The following is a 15763-nucleotide window of genomic DNA, read 5'->3' as shown; positions in this document are numbered from 1 at the left end:
CGGTCAGCGGGCGTAGCGCAGCTCCGCCCGCGCCCGCGCCTTCGCCGCCTCCACCTCGCGGTCCTTCGGCGGGGCGGTCGTGGTCAGCCCGTCGAGCAGCTCCCGGGTCGCCTCGGCGACGGCGGCGACGGCCTTCTCGAACACCTCGGCGTTGGCCTGCGACGGCTTCGCCGCCCCGGCGATCTTGCGGACGTACTGCAGCGCCGCGGCGTCCACCTCGTCGGTCGTGGCCGGCGGCTCGAAGTTGTGCAGCGTCCGGATGTTGCGGCACATGGGCACCCCCTGGATACGACGACGGCCCGCCCCGCGACCGTAGCGCGGGACGGGCCGTCGACCGAGTGCGAACTACTGGACGACGTGCATGGACCCGTCGAGCTCGCCCGCCGCCTGCCTGCGGTTCAGCACGGCGAGGCGGGTGAAGGAGTTGTCGAACGCGTCCTGGGTGAGGCCGCGGTTCCGGTACTCGGTGGCGAGCTGCTCGGCACCGGCCGGGATCGTCCAGGACGCCTCGAAGCCGAGCTCCTTGCGGGCCCGGGCGAAGTCGACCCGGTAGGAGCGCGGGTCGTTGCCGGCCTCACCGGTGATGTTCAGCGTCGAGCCGGGGACGGCGTCGATCACGGCCTGCGCGATCTCGGCGACGGTCCGGTTGTTCTTCTCGGTGCCCACGTTGTAGGCCCGCGCCCGGACGACGTCCGCCGGGGCGCCCAGCGCCGCGACGACCGCACCGGCGATGTCCTCGGCGTGCGCGAGCGGACGCCACGGGGTGCCGTCGGACAGCACGGTGACCTCGTTGGTGAGGATCGCCCGGCCGACCAGGTTGTTCAGCACGATGTCGGCGCGCAGCCGCGGCGAGAACCCGAACGCGGTCGCGTTGCGCATCGAGACCGGCACGAAGTCGGCGTCGGCGAGCTCGGCGAGGTCGTCCTCGACACGGACCTTCGAGATCGCGTACGGGGTGACCGGCTTGAGCGGGGCGTCCTCGTCGACGAGGTCGTCGCCGGACTGGGCGCCGTAGACCGAGCAGGTGGAGGCGTAGACGAAGCGGCCGACGCCGGCCTCCTTCGACAGCCGGGCCAGCCGGGTCGACGCGTGGTGGTTGATGTCGTAGGTGATCTCCGGGGCCAGCGAGCCCAGCGGGTCGTTCGACAGCGCCGCCATGTGCACGACGGCGTCGAACCCGGCCAGCTGGTCGACGGTGACGTCCCGCAGGTCGGTCGACATCCCGTCGACGTCCGGGGTGTCCAACGAGCCCAGGACGCAGTCCGCGAACAGCCCGGAGTCCAGGCCGGTGACCTCGTGACCGGCGGCGGCGAGCAGCGGCGCCATCACCGTCCCGAGGTAGCCCTGGTGGCCGGTGAGCAGTACGCGCATGGTGTCCCTCTCGTGTGGGTGCTGGATGTGTGCGGGCGTGCGGGTCAGAAGCCGGACGGCTCGGAACCGATCATCGGCGCTGCGGACAGCGTCAGCTTCTGGACGTGGAAGCCCTCGGCGTAGCGGGCGTGGCACTGCACGCCGCGCACGCGGGCCAGGCCGCGGAAGGTCTCGTCGTCGAACCAGGTCCGGTCGCGCTGGCTGCCGTAGTGCTCGTTGAGCTTGGCGATCTTCTCGGTGAGCACCGGCTCGGACAGCGGCAGGAAGACCGTCGGCTGGGCGAGGTCGCCCTCCCACTTGAGGATCTCGTAGCCGAGCGTCAGGTGGTCGCGGAACGCGGTCGGGATCATCTGCGACAGCGTCCGGTGGTCCTGGTGGGCGTCGTGCGGCGACGGGCCGATCACCAGGTCAGGCTCGCTGCGGCTGCGCAGGTCCTCCAGCGCCATCTTCGCCCGCTCCCAGTGCTGCGGGACGCGGCCGTCGGGCAGGTCCATGACGACGACGTCGAGGTGCGCGCCGGGGGTGAACGCGGCCAGCGCGGCCCGCTCCTCCTCCTCGCGCAGCGACCCCGCCCCGGTGAGGACCAGCGCGGTGACCTGCACCCCCGGATAGGCACGGCACAGCTCCAGGAGCATCCCGCCGGCCCCGATCGGGATGTCGTCACAGTGGGCGCCGAGCAGCAGGATGCGGTCCAGCCGCTCGGGCAACAGGTTCAGCACGGTCTCTCGTTCCCCCCGGAATCGCGGCCTAGTCGCGCTGGTGGCTGCTGCGGTGCATCTCGGCGATCGCGGCCTGCAGCGGGTCCTGGTCGGTCTCGTGGGACTCCCAGAGCATCCACGGGCGCGCGCCGCTCTGGTAGGCCGCCTCCAGTGCGTTGCGCTCCTTGACGGTGTCCGCAGGCTGCCAGAAGCCGCGGTGCCGGTAGGCCGACATGCGGCCCTTGCGCGCCAGCGGGGCGGCGGCGTCGGCGATCAGGTCGCAGTCCTTCTCGAGGAAGTCGAAGATCTCCGGCCGGAACATGAGGTACCCGCCGTTCTCCCAGATCGGCATCTCCTGCAGCGTGGTGATCGACTCGAGCCTGCCGTTGTCGTCGACGTCGACGCAGTGGAACGCCGACTGCGGCGGCACCGCCATCAGCTGCCCGACGGCGTCGGTGCCGGCGAACTGCTCGACCATCTTGTCCAGCGGGGCGTCGGTGAGGACGTCGGCGTAGTTCGCGTGGAACATCTCCTCGTCCTTGACCAGCGCCTTCACCCGGCGCAGACGCTCACCGATCGGCGAGTCCAGACCGGTGTGGACGAACGTGATGTTCCAGTCCTTGATGTCGCTGCCCATGAGCTCGACCTCGCCCTGGTGCAGCACGAAGTCGTTGGACTCGGTCTCGTCGTAGTTCAGGAAGTAGTTCTTGATGTGGTGCGCGCCGTAGCCCAGGCACAGGACGAAGTCCTTGTGGCCGAAGTGGGCGTAGTAGCGCATCACGTGCCAGATCAGCGGGCGCGGCCCCACCGGGTGCATCGGCTTCGGGAGGTCGGACGCGCCATCGCGCATCCGCATGCCGTAACCACCGCAGAACAGGACGACCTTCACGTCAGACCACCTCGAGCGACGGGATCGGGAAGACCAGCGTGCCGCCCCACTCGCGGACGTAGGACAGCTGCTCGGTCAGCTCGGTGCGCAGGTTCCAGGGCAGGATCAACACGTGGTCGGGGCGGTCCTGCGCGATCCGCTCCGGAGCGAAGATCGGGATTCGGGTGCCCGGCGTTAGCCGCCCGTGCTTGTACGGGTTCCGGTCCACCGTGTACTCGAGCAGGTCGGGCCGGATGCCGCAGTAGTTGAGCAGGGTGTTCCCCTTGCCCGGGGCGCCGTAGCCGACCACGCGCTTGCCCTGCCGGCGGGCGTCGATGAGGAACGCCACCAGGTCGTCGCGGATGGTGGAGACGGCCTCGGCGAACCCGTCGTGGCCCTCCGGCGTGTGCAGCCCGGCGGCCGCCTCGGCGGCCAGGACCTCGCGGACCTTCGCGCTCGGCTCACCGGCGACCTCGGCCGGGCGCGCCCACATGCGGATCGAGCCGCCGTGGGTGTCGAGCAGCTCGACGTCGACCAGGGTCAGCCCGCCCGCGGCGAGCGCCCGCTGCCCGGTGAGCAGCGTGTAGTACTGGAAGTGCTCGTGGTAGATCGTGTCGAACTGCTTGCGCTCGACGAGTGTGAGCAGGTGCTGGACCTCGATGGAGACCCAGCCGTCGTCGGCGACCATGGCGCGCAGTCCCTGCGCGAAGCCGACGACGTCGGGGATGTGGGCGAACACGTTGTTGCCGCAGACCAGGTCCGCCGGGCCGTGCTCGGCGCGGACCCGGGCGCCGGTCTCCGGGGTGAGGAACGCGGTGAGCGTCGGGACGCCCTTCTCCCGGGCGGCCTCACCGACGTTCACGCTCGGCTCGACGCCCAGGCAGCGGATGCCCTTCGCGACGACGTGCTGGAGCAGGTAGCCGTCGTTCGAGGCGACCTCGACGACGAACGAGCCCGTGTCCAGCCCGGCGCGCTCCTGCGCCGAGTCGACGAAGCGGCGCGCGTGGTCGACCCAGGACGAGCTGAACGAGGAGAAGTAGGCGTACTCCTCGAACGTCTCCTCCGGGCTGATCTCCGGCGGCAGCTGGGCGAGCAGACACGAGTTGCACACCCGCACGTGCAGCGGGAAGGTCTGCTCGGGTTGCTGTGCCGTCTGCTCGGTGAGGAACAGCTCGCAGGGCGGTGTGGCACCCAGGTCGCAGAAGCTGCGCAGGTCGGTCGTGCCACAGAGACGGCACGTCAACGCGGTTCCGGATCCGATCGACGACGTCGTCCCGGAAGCATCCGTGTTCAGCACGAACGGGAGTGTGTCAACCCGACGGGGATCCGCCGCGCCCGGGGTGCGGGTCACCCTTTCGTGGGTGTTTGTCCGTGATCCCTGTCATCTTCGGCTAACGCGCAGGGCGGGTGCGCTGCAAGGACGGTGCCGCCGACGTGTCACGATGACGAGGCCCCACGATCCGCCGTGGTGTAACGGCAGCACCTCGGATTTTGGTTCCGATGGTCCAGGTTCGAATCCTGGCGGCGGAGCGCTCCTGCTCGCCCCGTCTCCCGGCCCGGGAACCGGCCGCCGTCGACGGTGTCGCCTACCCGAGATCGGCGACGACCGCCGCCGCCAGCCCCTCCAGGAACGCCCGGTGGTCGAGCCCGGCCGCCGGGCGCTCCCCCGGCGGCAGCTCGGTCATGGCGATGTCGAAGTGCCCGACGCGCTCGTGCACGGTGACCGTCACCGGCCCGGGTGCGGCGCGCAGCAGCTCGGTCGACGACGGCGGCGTCACCGTGTCCGCGGCGCCGACGTGCACCGCGACCGGCACCGTCACGTCCGCGAGCGCGGCGGGCGCGGCGAACCAGCCCACCGGCGGGGCGATCACGACCAGCCGCCACACCCGCGGCTCGGGGATCACCGGGATCTCCTCGCCGTCGCGGGTACAGGGCCGGGCCCCGGCGAGGCAGAGCGCGGCCCACCCGCCGATGGAGTGCCCGACCGCGACGACCGGCAGCGCGTCGCGGCCCGGGTGTGCGGCGAGGGCGGCGTGCAGGGCCTCGACCCGGGCCCGCAGCTGCGCGGTGGTCACCGTGGCCGGGACGAAGCGCTCCGCGGGCGGGGCGAGGACGTCCCACCCGGCGGCGCGCAGGGCACCGGTCAGGGTGGTGTAGCGGCCGGGGTCACCGCCCGCGCCGGGGCCGAACAGCGCGACGCCGCGGGGTCGGGTCACCGGCGGTCCCCCAGCTCCCCGACGACGGCGACGCCGTCACCTGTGTGCGGGCACTCCCACCACGCCTGCCCGGCACGGAGCCCGGCCCGCAGCGGATGGGTCCCGGGATGTGCGGGGCAGACCGGCCAGTTCGAGGCGCCGACCGCAGCGAGCTCCTTGACCGCCCACTCCTGCACCTGTTCCGCGGCATCGGCCACACGCAGCCCCGGCGGGTCGTCCCGGAAGACCGCGACTCCCGCCCCCGTCCCTCCGGGCCCGCGCAGCATCGCCGCCGGACGCCCGGGATCGCCGGACCACTCCTCGTCACGGAGCCGGACCCGGACCGTCGGATCGGCTCCCGCGAGGTCCCGCAGGACCGGGCTCAGCGCCGCGTCGAGGATCTCGTCCACCCGGTCAGCCTGCCAGGTCCGGACACGACGACGCCCCGCCCGGAGATCCGGGCGGGGCGTCGGGTGTCGGGGGCTCAGCTCTCCAGCGCGGCGTCCAGCGTGATCTCGACGCCGGTCAGCGCCTTCGACACGGGGCAGCCGGCCTTGGCCGCCTCCGCGGCCTTGGCGAAGCCGTCGGCGTCGAGGCCGGTGACCTCACCGCGCACCTTCAGCGTGATGCCGGTCAGCTTGAAGCCGCCGTTGTCCTTGTCCGGGCCGAGCGAGACGTCGGCCGAGACGTCGAGGGACTCGGGGGTCCCGCCCGCCTCGGCGATGTTCGCCGAGAGCTGCATCGCGTAGCAGGCGGAGTGCGCCGCGGCGATGAGCTCCTCGGGGCTGGTGGTGCCACCGGCATCGTCCGCGGCGCGCTTGGGGAAGCTGACCTCGTAGGTACCGACCTTGGAGCTGGACAGCTCCACCTGGCCGGAGCCCTGCTCCAGGGAGCCGTTCCATGCGGTGCGGGCGCTGCGCGTGGGCATCGTTACCTCCGTGTCGTGGGGACCGATTTTGCACAACCGATCACTCGGCAGTGTTCTCCGCCCCGACTGTTCCCGCCACCCCGGACCGCGAAACGCCTCCGGTCACTGCGGGATGTTGGTGACCTCGACCCGGTCGCCGACCTGCAGCGAGTTGAACCAGCGCTCGGCGTTCGCGCGGGACAGGCGGACGCAGCCCGCGGACTCGGTCTCGGTGTTGCCCTCGTGGAAGGCGATGCCGCCGGGGGCGAAGAAGACCGCGAACGGCATAGGCGCGTTGTTGAACTCCGCGCTGCGGTGGTCCTTGTTCTTCCACTGGACCTGGAAGACGCCGGCCGGGGTGCGCTGGCCCTTCTTCCCGAACGACGCCGGGACCGGCCCGGCCTCGATCTTCCCGTCGCGGATCAGCCACGCCGTGCTGTTCGCGAGGTCGACGCAGGCGCGCGCGGCCGCCGAGCAGGGCGTGCCCTCGGCGCGCCCCGGACCGCCCCGGTCGGACTCCGTCGGCGCCGCGGACGCGGTCCCGATCATCCCGGCGGTCAGCCCGGCCAGCACCAGGGCCGCCACCGTGGCCAGGACCGTCATCACCCGGGGCCGCCGACGGCGTCCCTCGACCTCGCGCGTCATCGCACTCCGCTCATCGGCATCACGGACGGTGGCCGGCCGGTCACCGTCGTCTGAACGGTGGAACGAGTCCGGTACCCGACCGGTTACCACCCGAAGGGTTGATCTTGGGTTTACGGCGACGTCACCGCGGGCGTGACGGGCCCGCCGGGTCACCCGGGGCCGTCCCCGTACGATGCCGTACCGGCACGGCGCGTCCCGCGTCCTCCGCCCGGCACGGGCGGCGAGTCCGGCAGGAGGAACCGAACATGCCCGAACCCGACCGGGTCGGCACCGGTGACCGACCGGCACCCGGAACGGCGGCGGTCGCGGCCGGCATCGTCCTCGCGGCGGGCGCGGGTTCGCGGATGCGGTCGTCGACGCCGAAGGTGCTCCACGAGCTGGGCGGGCGCAGCATGCTCGGCCACGCGGTGCACGCACTGGCCGGTACCGCCCCCGAGCACCTCGTGGTCGTCGTCGGACACGAGCGCGAGCGGGTGGAGCAGGCCGTCGACGGCATCTCCGCCGCCCTCGGCCGCACCGCCACCACCGCCGTCCAGGAGCAGCGCCTCGGCACCGGCGACGCGGTCCGCAGCGGCCTCACCCCGCTCCCCGCGGACCTGACCGGCACCGTCCTGGTCACCTACGGCGACGTCCCGCTGCTCGACACCGCGACCCTGTCCGCGCTGGTCACCGAGCATGCCGACCACGGCGCCGCGGTCACCCTGCTGACCTGCGAGGTCGCCGACCCCACCGGCTACGGCCGGATCGTGCGCACCGCCGACGGTGCCGTCACCGGGATCGTCGAGCAGACCGACGCGACACCGGAGCAGCGGGCCATCGCGGAGGTCAACTCCGGCGTCTACGCCTTCGACGCCGCGTTCCTGCGCGCGGGCATCGCGGGCCTGGCCGCGCACAACGCCCAGCAGGAGCTCTACCTCACCGACCTGGTCGCCGCCGCTGTCGCCGCGGACCGGACGGTGCACGCCGTCCGCTGCGACGACGAGTGGCGCGTGCGCGGCGTGAACGACCGCGTCCAGCTCGCCGAGCTCGGCGCGGAGCTGAACCGCCGCGTGCTGCGGGAGTGGATGCTGGCCGGGGTCACCGTGGTCGACCCCGCCACCACCCGGGTCGACGTCGACGTGCGGCTCGCGCGCGACGTCGTCCTGCACCCCGGCACCCAGCTGCACGGAGTGTGCGAGGTCGACGAGGCCGCGGTGATCGGGCCCGACACCACGCTGACCGACACCGTCGTCGGGGCCGGCGCGAGCGTCGTCCGCACCCACGGGTCGGAGTCCCGGATCGGGCCCGGCGCGTCGGTCGGGCCGTTCGCCTACCTGCGCCCGGGCGCCGTCCTCGGCGAGCGCGGCAAGATCGGCACGTTCGTCGAGGTCAAGAACTCCGACATCGGCGCGGGCACCAAGGTCCCGCACCTGACCTACGTCGGGGACGCGACGATCGGCGAGATGAGCAACATCGGCGCCTCGTCGGTGTTCGTCAACTACGACGGTGTCCGCAAGCAGCGGACCGTCATCGGATCCCACGTGAAGACGGGGTCGGACACCATGTTCATCGCCCCGGTCACGGTCGGGGACGGCGCCTACACCGGCGCCGGGACCGTGCTCCGCGAGGACGTCCCGCCGGGGGCGCTCGCGGTGTCGGGTGGAGCACAGCGCACCATCGAGGGGTGGGTGCCGCGCAAGCGGCCCGGCACCCCCGCCGCCGAGGCGGCACAGCGGGCGGGCAACGACCCGTCCACGAACGGCACGACCAGCAGCGACGGCGCAGGTCACACCACCTCCGCCGGTACGACAGACCCGAGAGACCTCAGCCGAGGAGGCACCGCACGGTGAGCGCGATCGCAGGCACTCCCAAGAAGAACATGATGCTGTTCTCGGGGAGGGCGCACCCGGAGCTCGCCGATCACGTGGCGAAGGAGCTCGACGTCACGGTCACCCCGCAGTCCGCCTACTCCTTCGCGAACGGTGAGATCTTCTGCCGCTTCGAGGAGTCGGTCCGCGGGAGCGACGCGTTCGTGATCCAGGCGCACTCCGCCCCGATCAACGACGCGATCATGGAGCAGCTGATCATGGTCGACGCGCTCAAGCGCGGGTCGGCCAAGCGGATCACCGCGGTCATGCCGTTCTGGGGCTACGCCCGTCAGGACAAGAAGCACCGCGGCCGCGAGCCCATCTCGGCCCGCCTCGTCGCGGACATGTTCAAGACCGCCGGCGCCGACCGGATCCTGACCCTGGACCTGCACACGTCGCAGATCCAGGGCTTCTTCGACGGCCCCGTCGACCACCTGTTCGCGCTGCCGGTGCTCGCCCAGCACATCAAGAGCACCCGGCCGGACGGCAACTTCGCCGTCGTCTCCCCCGACTCCGGACGGGTGCGCCTGGCCGAGCGCTGGGCCGAGACCCTCGGCGGGACCCCGCTGGCGTTCATCCACAAGACCCGGGACCCGCTCAAGCCGAACGAGGCCGTCGCGAACCGGGTGGTCGGTGAGATCGAGGGCCGCTGCTGCGTGGTCATCGACGACATGATCGACACCGGTGGCACCGTCGCGAAGGCGGTCGAGGTGCTGCTCAAGGAGGGCGCCTCGGACGTGATCGTGGCCGCCACCCACGGCGTGCTGTCCGGCCCGGCCACCGAGCGCCTGGCGAACTGCGGCGCGTCGGAGGTCATCTTCACCGACTCGCTGCCGATCCCGGCCGAGAAGCGGTTCGACAGCATGACCGTGCTGCCGATCGCCCCGCTGCTGGCCGAGGCGATCCACCAGGTGTTCGAGGACGGCTCGGTCACGAGCCTGTTCGACGGCAACGCCTGACTGGCGTTTCTGCTCCGACTGGACTACCTGCCGGGACGCGCGTGACACGCGGTCTGACCTGCCGGAACGCTCATCACGGCTTGTCACCCGGGGTCACGCGCTCCCTCGGCCCGTCCATCTCTGCCACTGCCCCAGCACTGCCCAGGACAGTCCACACCGGACACGGGGTCCGCCCCTCCTGCTGATCACCCGCCCTCGCAACGAAGGCGGGCCCGGACACGACGCTGTGAACGTCGGCCGGGCCCTTGATCAGCCCCCGTGGAGGACTGACCCGTGAGCACTATCCCCGACGCCGGCGCCTGCGCCGGTACCAACCCGCCGCCGTGCCCCGATTGGTGCGGCGCACCGTCCGACCATGACCTGCCCGTGCTCGCCGCGGCCGGGCAGACGTTCCGCCGGGAGCACGTCCGCGTCGTGCTCGACGACCCCGCTCTGGCCTACATCGCGGTGCTGCGCTCGGAGACCGTGATCCACCCGGCCGGGCCTGCGATGGCCGACCAGGTCCTGGTGCACGTCGAGGACGTCCCCGCGGCAATGACCGCCGACCAGGTCCACGAGGTGGTGCACTCGCTGGCGTTCGCCGAGATCCTCGCCCAGGCGATCGACCGGGACCCCGACGTCGCCGCGCCGATGGCGCTCGCGGGGTGGCCGGCCACGGCCGAGACCACCACCGTCCTCTCCGATGCCCGCACGCTGATCGTGGAGCACCTGCACGGCCCGGGCATCGACGACGTCGTGGCCCGGATCGACGCCGAGCGCGCCCGCCTGGTGGGTGGTCGGTGATGACCCGGTCGATGACCCGCGGCAGTGCCCGCGACGCGTTCCTGGACTCCTCCGCCGCGGTGGAGGCCTTCCTCCAGGAGGAGGCGACCCGCCGAGCGAACGAGGAGGCCGTCGCCCGCTACCTGTCGAGTAAGCGTCACACGTGGCGCCCGAACACCGTGCGGCTGCGCACGATCCAGCTCCGCAAGCTCGCTCAGTACCTCGCCCCGACCCCGCTCACCGAAGCCGGGGAGGACGACCTGATCGCGTGGTACGACCAGCTCGACGGGGCAGCCGAGAGCGTCGGCGGGTACGTGTCCGCCGCGCGTGGGTTCTACCGCTATCTGGTCGTGCGGGCGCGGGTGCGTCGAGATGACCCGTCGATCGTCCTGGAGGCGCCGCGTAAGCCCGTGGGGCAGCCGCGGCCGATCCTGCAGCGCGACTACGAGCTGGCCCTGGCGTGCGCGCTCGCCGATCCCCAGATGTACGCGTGGCTCGGCCTGATGGGCTGCTGCGGGCTGCGCTGCTGCGAGGTCGCGTGGCTGCGCTCGATCGATGTCGAGGAGCGCGAGGACGGCAGCGGCCTGCTCCACGTGACGGGGAAGGGCGGCAAGCAGCGCGTGGTCCCCGCCGGCACCCACGTGGTCGCCACCCTGCGCCCGTTCGTGCGGGCGAACCCAGGCGGCACGGTGTTCACCCGCCCCTCGGACGGGCAGCCCCACAACGCCAAGGGCGTGTCGCAGCGGACCAACGAGTTCCTCGCCGAGATCGGGGTGACCGCGACAGCGCACCAGCTCCGCCACAAGTTCGGCACGGACTACCACGCGATCGACGCCGACATGTACCGCCAGGCCAAGCTGATGGGGCACTCCAGCGTCGACACCACGCAGATCTACACCGCCCTGAACCCCACCGAGGCGACCCGCTACGTCGAGCAGCTCACACGCCGCCAGCTGAGCGAGACCATCGCCCGTGTCGGCCGACACCCGGGCGGTGACCGGTGAGCGCGGGAGCGGACCGGGCGGTCCGACACCAGCAGGTCGAGCGTGTCCTACCGGCGACCTACCTCGACGACGTCACGTCCGGGCCGCACCTGGTGGACGCTCGGGTCCGGCTTTCCAACGCCGAGGTGATCGAGCGGTTCCTGGCGTTCCACCGGGACCGGTGGCGCCCGAACACCCTGCGGCTGCGCCGGGTCCAGCTCACCGCCTACGCCCGGCGCATGGCGCCGGTCCCGATCGCCGAGGCGACCGAGCTGGAGGTGCTGCGCTACTACGACGGCCTGGACCACCTGTCCCCGGAGGGCCGGAACTCCCAGGCGTCGATGCTGCGCAGCTTCTACGGCTGGTGCCAGACCAAGTCCCGGCCGCAGGTGCGCACCGACAACCCGACGGTGCTGCTGCACCGACCGAAGATCCCCCGCACCCTGCCCCGCCCGGTCCTGCAGCGCGACTACCAGCTTGCGCTGGCGTGCGCGACGACCCGCCCGGTGTTGTATGCGTGGCTGGCCCTGATGGGTTGCTGCGGGCTGCGCTGCTGCGAGGTCGCGTGGCTGCGGACCCTGGACGTGGAGGAGCGCCCGGACGGGACCGGGCTGCTCTACATCACCGGCAAGGGCGGCCACCAGCGCACGGTGCCGGTCGGGACCGACCTGATGGTCGTGCTCGGCGGGTTCCTGCGCGGTCCGCGCGGGCCGCTGTTCCCGCGCCAGCTCGACGGGGGCCACCACTCCCCGGACCGGGTGTCGCAGCTGGTGAACCGGCACCTGGCCGCGATCGGGGTCCGGGCCACCGCCCATCAGCTCCGCCACCGGTTCGGCACCAGCTATCACGAGATCGACGCCGACGTGTTCCGGCAGGCCGACGTGATGGGCCACGCCAGCGTCGACATGACGCGGAAGTACACGGCGGTGTCGGGGACCGAGGTGTCACGCCACATCGAGCGGCTGACCCGGGCGCAGCTCGGCGAGTCCATCTCCCGGGTGGCGGTTCGCCCGGCCAACCCGGCCTGCGGTGCCGGGGCTCGCGCGGGGCGTGCACGGTGACCCGGCGGGCGCCCGCGGGCGGACCGGACCGGGAGAACCGGGCGCAGACCGCACCCGGACCGGGAGAGGAGTCCGGACCGGTCCGGGTGGTCGGCGGGGTGGTCTGCCTGCCCGGCTGCCGGTCGACCAGCACCGACGACCACATGTGCGTGGTCCGGGTGGGCGAGGTCTCCCACCGGGACGTGTACGGGCGTGACCGGGTGGTCGCGGTCGAGGTGGACCAGTACGGCGAGCACCGCAACGTGCTGGTGGTCGGCCTCGACGACGCGGGTGGCTGGCGGGATGACCCGGTGGTCCTCCCGCTGGACCGGGTGGGCGGACTGGTTGAGGCGCTCGTCGCGGCGGTCGCCCGGACCGCCCGGTGAACGTCGACCTGGTCGTCGCGGTCCTCGTGGCCGCGGCGGCCGGCGCCCTGAGCGGGTGGGCGGCCGCGGACTGGTCCTGCCGAAGGCGGTGGCGGCGGGCGGCTACGTCCGGGGCGCTCCCGCTGCGGAGTCGGCACGCCGGACCGCGACGCCGCGGCGGGCATTCGACCTGACCAGACCGCTGCGATGGGTCCCTGGGGCCTGATGCAGGGAAGGTCCACCCGTGCGCCGGTGGGCCTTCCCTGCGCGTCCGCTGGTCGGGGTAGGTCAGGCCGCGCTCGCACACGCAGTGAGGTCGACCTGGGGAAACGCCGTGTACTGCTGGACGCTGAGCGTCACCTACCCAGACAGGTTTCGGCAGGTCAGCGAGTAGGTCGGCGGGTAGGTGGCCACCTACCCGCCTGCGATACCTCTGCGACGGTGCTGACGATGGCTCAGGCGCCCGGTGTGGGAGTCCATGCCGTGTGGAGCGAAGGCCGGATAGGAGGGGGCTGGCGGCGCGTGAGGGGGCCACACAGCGCCTCCCGTACGGGCCGTACGCGCACGTCGGGCACGGTGGTGGGGGTCGTGGGACCCGCTGCGGGAGAACTCCCACCCTCCCACGATGCCTCCCTGACCATCTGCTGCCGCAGGTCCGGCCGGGCGCCGGGCGCCAGGGAGGGGCACGGGGAGAAGTCCCTGCCTCCCCGGCGCCTCCCCGGAGGCGGGGGATCCTGGTTCCGCCGACGAGAAGCGCCCGCGGCCCCGGGAGAATGCCGGGGTGCGGGCGCTCATAGCTCGAGGTGCCGGTGTCGGGTCAGGGGCCGTCGCGGTGCAGGGGGCAGGGGCAGCGGGCCGGATCCCACGGCGCCGGTCCGCCGCGACGGTGGACGACGGCCAGGCGCAGCGCGGCGATCGGGCCGACGCCCGCCGCCGCGGCGAGGGCGAGGGCGCGCTTGTGGGCGCCGGGAGCGGGGTCGTCGAGGGCCGACCAGAACGCCGGCGGGAGTCCGGCCGGACCGGGCCCGACGATGCGGCGCCTCACCGGGCGCCGGCCCGGTGGGTGGGGCAGGGACAGTCCAGCTCGGTCGGGTTCGCGTGCGCCCGGATCGCGGTGATCATCGCGGCCATGTCGACGCCGGCGGCCCCGGCGAGGTCGAGGAGCTGGCGGGTGTGGGCGCCGCGACGTTCACGTCGCTCGGGGTCGTGCCAGTCCCGGGGACGCATCGGCGGTGGCGAGTCGTCGACCAGGCGCCAGAACTCGACGGGCAGTTCGGCGGGGATGACCGGGCCCGCGGCGGTTGCGGTGCGGGGCCTGCGCGACGTCGGGGCGGTGGTGGTGTCGGTGCGGCGGCGCATCAGGACACCGCCCGCGGGCCGTAGGCGCCGCGGACCGCGCGGCGCTGGGGCCGGCGGTCGGCGCCGGACCCCTCGTCTTCCTCGGGCAGGCGCAGCGCGGCGCGCAGCCGGGCGAGGGCCTGGCGTTGCTGGCGGGCCTCGATCACTGCGGGGTGCACCTTCGGGCCGGACTCGCCGCCGCTGATCGTGACGCCCTCCTCGCGGACGGTCTGATCGAGCACGGTCAGGACGTCCACGGTGCGGACCATCTCGACCAGCAGGGCCAGCTCGTGCTCCTCCAGCTCGTAGCGGTCGAGGATCGAGGTCCACAGGCGCTTCCCGGCGGCGCGGGTGCCCGCCGGTGGGCGCGGGATGCGGGGTGGGGCGGGCATGGTCGGGTCCTTCCCTGTGGGGGCGCTGGGGCCCGTTGATTTCAGGTCGCGGGGAGATAATTTGCGGACCAGTGCGGGGTCCAGGCCGCTGACCTGGGATTTTTCTGGACTACGCTGCGTTTCCGCAGGTCAGAGCGTTGGTCGATCCCCGCGCGCTGTTGATCTCATCTGGGCCCGATGTTGATGTTGCGCGGACGCGTTGATGATCAGTCGCGACGCGTTGTGCTGATCATCGGTCGCACGTGGCGATGTGCTCGGGCACGTCACCAGACGCGCAGTCGTGGTGCCGGCCGTTCGCCCCGATCGCGGAGCTTGTTGCCCAACGTCGCCCCTGCTGACCGGTTGCATCGCCGACACGCGAGGGCATCGGGCCTTGAGCCGGCGGGCCTCGGCCCGGTGTCGGTGGTCGTAGCCACGTTCGGTGCTGGTTCCGTGCCGGGGCATCGGGCACTCACCCGGGTACGGCGGTTGCGCCGGTGTCGGCGATCGTGTTGTCCAGCAACGCCGTGAAGACCGGCCGATCAAGCACGATCAGCTCAGGTGCCGCCATGCTGTACCGCTGCACCAGCGAGCGCTTGACCCGGCGGGGCAGGTGCGGCGGGAGCCACGCAGGCCCCGCGACCTGGATCGTGGCGACCCGGATGGTTCCGACCTCGTCGTCGCCGGGCCATACCCCGCGCTCAGACAGACCGGGCACGTTGAAGGCGTGGCGTGGCGCTGCTCCGCCGCTGCATCGCACCGTCACGAGCGCGAGGTCGAGCCCGGTCGGGGTCGGCCGCTCGCCAGTGAACAGCGCGGCGGTGTCGCGCGGGAATTGGCGTGCCCCGTCGCAGGCATCGGCCAACGTTGGATACACGCGCCACCCGCACCCGCAGCGCTGCCCTGGGACGTCATGGGCGTCGGGGTCGTAGAACCGTTCCCACCACACCTCGGGCTCCAGGTCGGGGGTCAGGTACGGAACGCAAGCCGCGGTGACGGGGCCGGCGGGGACTGCGTCGAATCGGTGGGGGAACGGCGAGTACAGAGAGCCGTCGTCGTATCCCACTCGGAACAGTCGGTAAGCGAGCTGGTCGGTCAAAGCGGTGATCCTCTCTCGCGGTCGGAGTTCGGATCGGGCCCCACACGATGGGTGGCCCGATCCGGACAGGGGTGCGGCGCTGGGCTATCCGCGATCGGTGGTGCTGGCCGATCACCGCGGCCGACGCGGTGTGCCCATACGTCCGGCGTGCTGGGCTCGCGTTCGTGGACGACGAGCCCCCGGTGCGCTTCACGCCGCAGTCCTGGGGTGGTGGTGCGAGGTAGTGGGCTCGGTCCGAGCCCGTGTGTACGAGCCCGGACCGAGCGGTGCGCGGCGCTGGGCCCACCCCCACGACCGGCCCGAGGTCCGGTCGCG

At 72.5% G+C, this 15763-nt stretch carries 20 protein-coding genes and 1 tRNA gene; 8 read left to right on the top strand and 13 right to left on the bottom strand.

The features are described from left to right. Nucleotides 1–3: 3 nt before the first annotated feature. The 5 genes from KPL57_RS36995 to KPL57_RS36975 all read right to left on the bottom strand — a co-directional run bounded on the left by KPL57_RS36995 (nt 4) and on the right by KPL57_RS36975 (nt 4234). The gene (locus KPL57_RS36995; RefSeq protein ID WP_226355181.1) at nt 4–273 is read right to left on the bottom strand and encodes a DUF2277 domain-containing protein; all 270 of its coding nucleotides are present in this window, start codon (nt 271–273) and stop codon (nt 4–6) included. 72 nt (nt 274–345) lie between these two features. Next, a complete protein-coding gene (locus KPL57_RS36990) occupies nt 346–1371 on the bottom strand; it encodes an NAD(P)-dependent oxidoreductase (RefSeq protein WP_226355180.1) in 1026 nt (341 codons plus the stop codon). A 44-nt stretch (nt 1372–1415) separates the two neighbouring features. After that, entirely contained in the window at nt 1416–2090 is a 675-nt protein-coding gene (locus KPL57_RS36985; RefSeq protein WP_226355179.1) for a PIG-L deacetylase family protein, read from the bottom strand. Between the two features lie 28 nt (nt 2091–2118). Continuing rightward, nucleotides 2119–2958 (bottom strand): sugar phosphate nucleotidyltransferase, encoded by an 840-nt coding sequence (locus KPL57_RS36980; RefSeq protein WP_226355178.1) that lies wholly within the window; start codon nt 2956–2958, stop codon nt 2119–2121. 1 nt (nt 2959) lies between these two features. After that, a complete protein-coding gene (locus KPL57_RS36975) occupies nt 2960–4234 on the bottom strand; it encodes a class I SAM-dependent methyltransferase (protein ID WP_226355177.1) in 1275 nt (424 codons plus the stop codon). 162 nt (nt 4235–4396) lie between these two features. On the opposite strand from KPL57_RS36975, the gene KPL57_RS36970 reads away from it, so the two are divergent. Further along, nucleotides 4397–4467, top strand: a tRNA-Gln gene (locus tag KPL57_RS36970). Between the two features lie 56 nt (nt 4468–4523). Here the strand turns inward: KPL57_RS36970 and KPL57_RS36965 are convergent. From KPL57_RS36965 to KPL57_RS36950, 4 genes are all read right to left on the bottom strand, one after another. Next, complete coding sequence (locus KPL57_RS36965; RefSeq protein ID WP_226355176.1) at nt 4524–5153, bottom strand: alpha/beta hydrolase; 630 nt, start codon at nt 5151–5153, stop codon at nt 4524–4526. After that, nucleotides 5150–5542, bottom strand: a complete 393-nt coding sequence (locus KPL57_RS36960; protein ID WP_226355175.1) for a hypothetical protein — start codon at nt 5540–5542, stop codon at nt 5150–5152. Before KPL57_RS36960 ends, KPL57_RS36965 begins: the two co-directional genes overlap by 4 nt. Before the next feature lie 74 nt (nt 5543–5616). Next, a complete protein-coding gene (locus KPL57_RS36955; protein ID WP_073577628.1) occupies nt 5617–6060 on the bottom strand; it encodes an OsmC family peroxiredoxin in 444 nt (147 codons plus the stop codon). 102 nt (nt 6061–6162) lie between these two features. After that, nucleotides 6163–6684: a L,D-transpeptidase gene (locus KPL57_RS36950; RefSeq protein WP_226355174.1), complete on the bottom strand. Its 522-nt coding sequence runs from the start codon at nt 6682–6684 to the stop codon at nt 6163–6165. A gap of 344 nt (nt 6685–7028) precedes the next feature. Here KPL57_RS36950 and glmU point away from each other — a divergent pair, with 344 nt between their 5' ends. From glmU to KPL57_RS36915, 7 genes are all read left to right on the top strand, one after another. Then, nucleotides 7029–8513, top strand: a complete 1485-nt coding sequence (glmU, locus tag KPL57_RS36945; RefSeq protein WP_374203863.1) for a bifunctional UDP-N-acetylglucosamine diphosphorylase/glucosamine-1-phosphate N-acetyltransferase GlmU — start codon at nt 7029–7031, stop codon at nt 8511–8513. Next, nucleotides 8510–9490 carry a ribose-phosphate diphosphokinase gene (locus KPL57_RS36940; protein WP_226355172.1) on the top strand — a complete coding sequence of 327 codons (981 nt, stop codon included), beginning with the start codon at nt 8510–8512 and terminating at the stop codon, nt 9488–9490. Before glmU ends, KPL57_RS36940 begins: the two co-directional genes overlap by 4 nt. Nucleotides 9491–9763: 273 nt before the next feature. Continuing rightward, on the top strand, nt 9764–10273 hold the full coding sequence (locus tag KPL57_RS36935; RefSeq protein ID WP_226355171.1) for a hypothetical protein: 510 nt from the start codon (nt 9764–9766) through the stop codon (nt 10271–10273). Nucleotides 10274–10284: 11 nt separating this feature from the next. Next, the gene (xerC, locus tag KPL57_RS36930; RefSeq protein WP_226355170.1) at nt 10285–11256 is read left to right on the top strand and encodes a tyrosine recombinase XerC; all 972 of its coding nucleotides are present in this window, start codon (nt 10285–10287) and stop codon (nt 11254–11256) included. Then, nucleotides 11253–12296, top strand: a complete 1044-nt coding sequence (locus tag KPL57_RS36925; protein ID WP_226355169.1) for a tyrosine-type recombinase/integrase — start codon at nt 11253–11255, stop codon at nt 12294–12296. The genes xerC and KPL57_RS36925 overlap by 4 nt, the downstream gene beginning before the upstream one ends. Then, nucleotides 12293–12661 (top strand): hypothetical protein, encoded by a 369-nt coding sequence (locus KPL57_RS36920; protein ID WP_226355168.1) that lies wholly within the window; start codon nt 12293–12295, stop codon nt 12659–12661. The genes KPL57_RS36925 and KPL57_RS36920 overlap by 4 nt, the downstream gene beginning before the upstream one ends. Further along, a complete protein-coding gene (locus tag KPL57_RS36915; RefSeq protein WP_226355167.1) occupies nt 12658–12834 on the top strand; it encodes a hypothetical protein in 177 nt (58 codons plus the stop codon). The genes KPL57_RS36920 and KPL57_RS36915 overlap by 4 nt, the downstream gene beginning before the upstream one ends. Before the next feature lie 623 nt (nt 12835–13457). Here KPL57_RS36915 and KPL57_RS36910 read toward each other — a convergent pair. From KPL57_RS36910 to KPL57_RS36895, 4 genes are all read right to left on the bottom strand, one after another. Continuing rightward, nucleotides 13458–13685: a hypothetical protein gene (locus KPL57_RS36910; RefSeq protein ID WP_226355166.1), complete on the bottom strand. Its 228-nt coding sequence runs from the start codon at nt 13683–13685 to the stop codon at nt 13458–13460. Beyond that, nucleotides 13682–13999 carry a hypothetical protein gene (locus KPL57_RS36905; protein WP_226355165.1) on the bottom strand — a complete coding sequence of 106 codons (318 nt, stop codon included), beginning with the start codon at nt 13997–13999 and terminating at the stop codon, nt 13682–13684. Before KPL57_RS36905 ends, KPL57_RS36910 begins: the two co-directional genes overlap by 4 nt. Beyond that, a complete protein-coding gene (locus KPL57_RS36900; protein WP_226355164.1) occupies nt 13999–14370 on the bottom strand; it encodes a hypothetical protein in 372 nt (123 codons plus the stop codon). Before KPL57_RS36900 ends, KPL57_RS36905 begins: the two co-directional genes overlap by 1 nt. Nucleotides 14371–14821: 451 nt before the next feature. Then, nucleotides 14822–15448: a hypothetical protein gene (locus tag KPL57_RS36895; RefSeq protein WP_226355163.1), complete on the bottom strand. Its 627-nt coding sequence runs from the start codon at nt 15446–15448 to the stop codon at nt 14822–14824. Nucleotides 15449–15763: the final 315 nt, after the last annotated feature.

The sequence above is a fragment of the Pseudonocardia sp. ICBG601 genome (genome assembly GCF_020496245.1).
The sequence above is the reverse complement of the archived record's forward strand: the minus strand, read 5'-3'. Positions and strand labels throughout refer to the sequence as shown.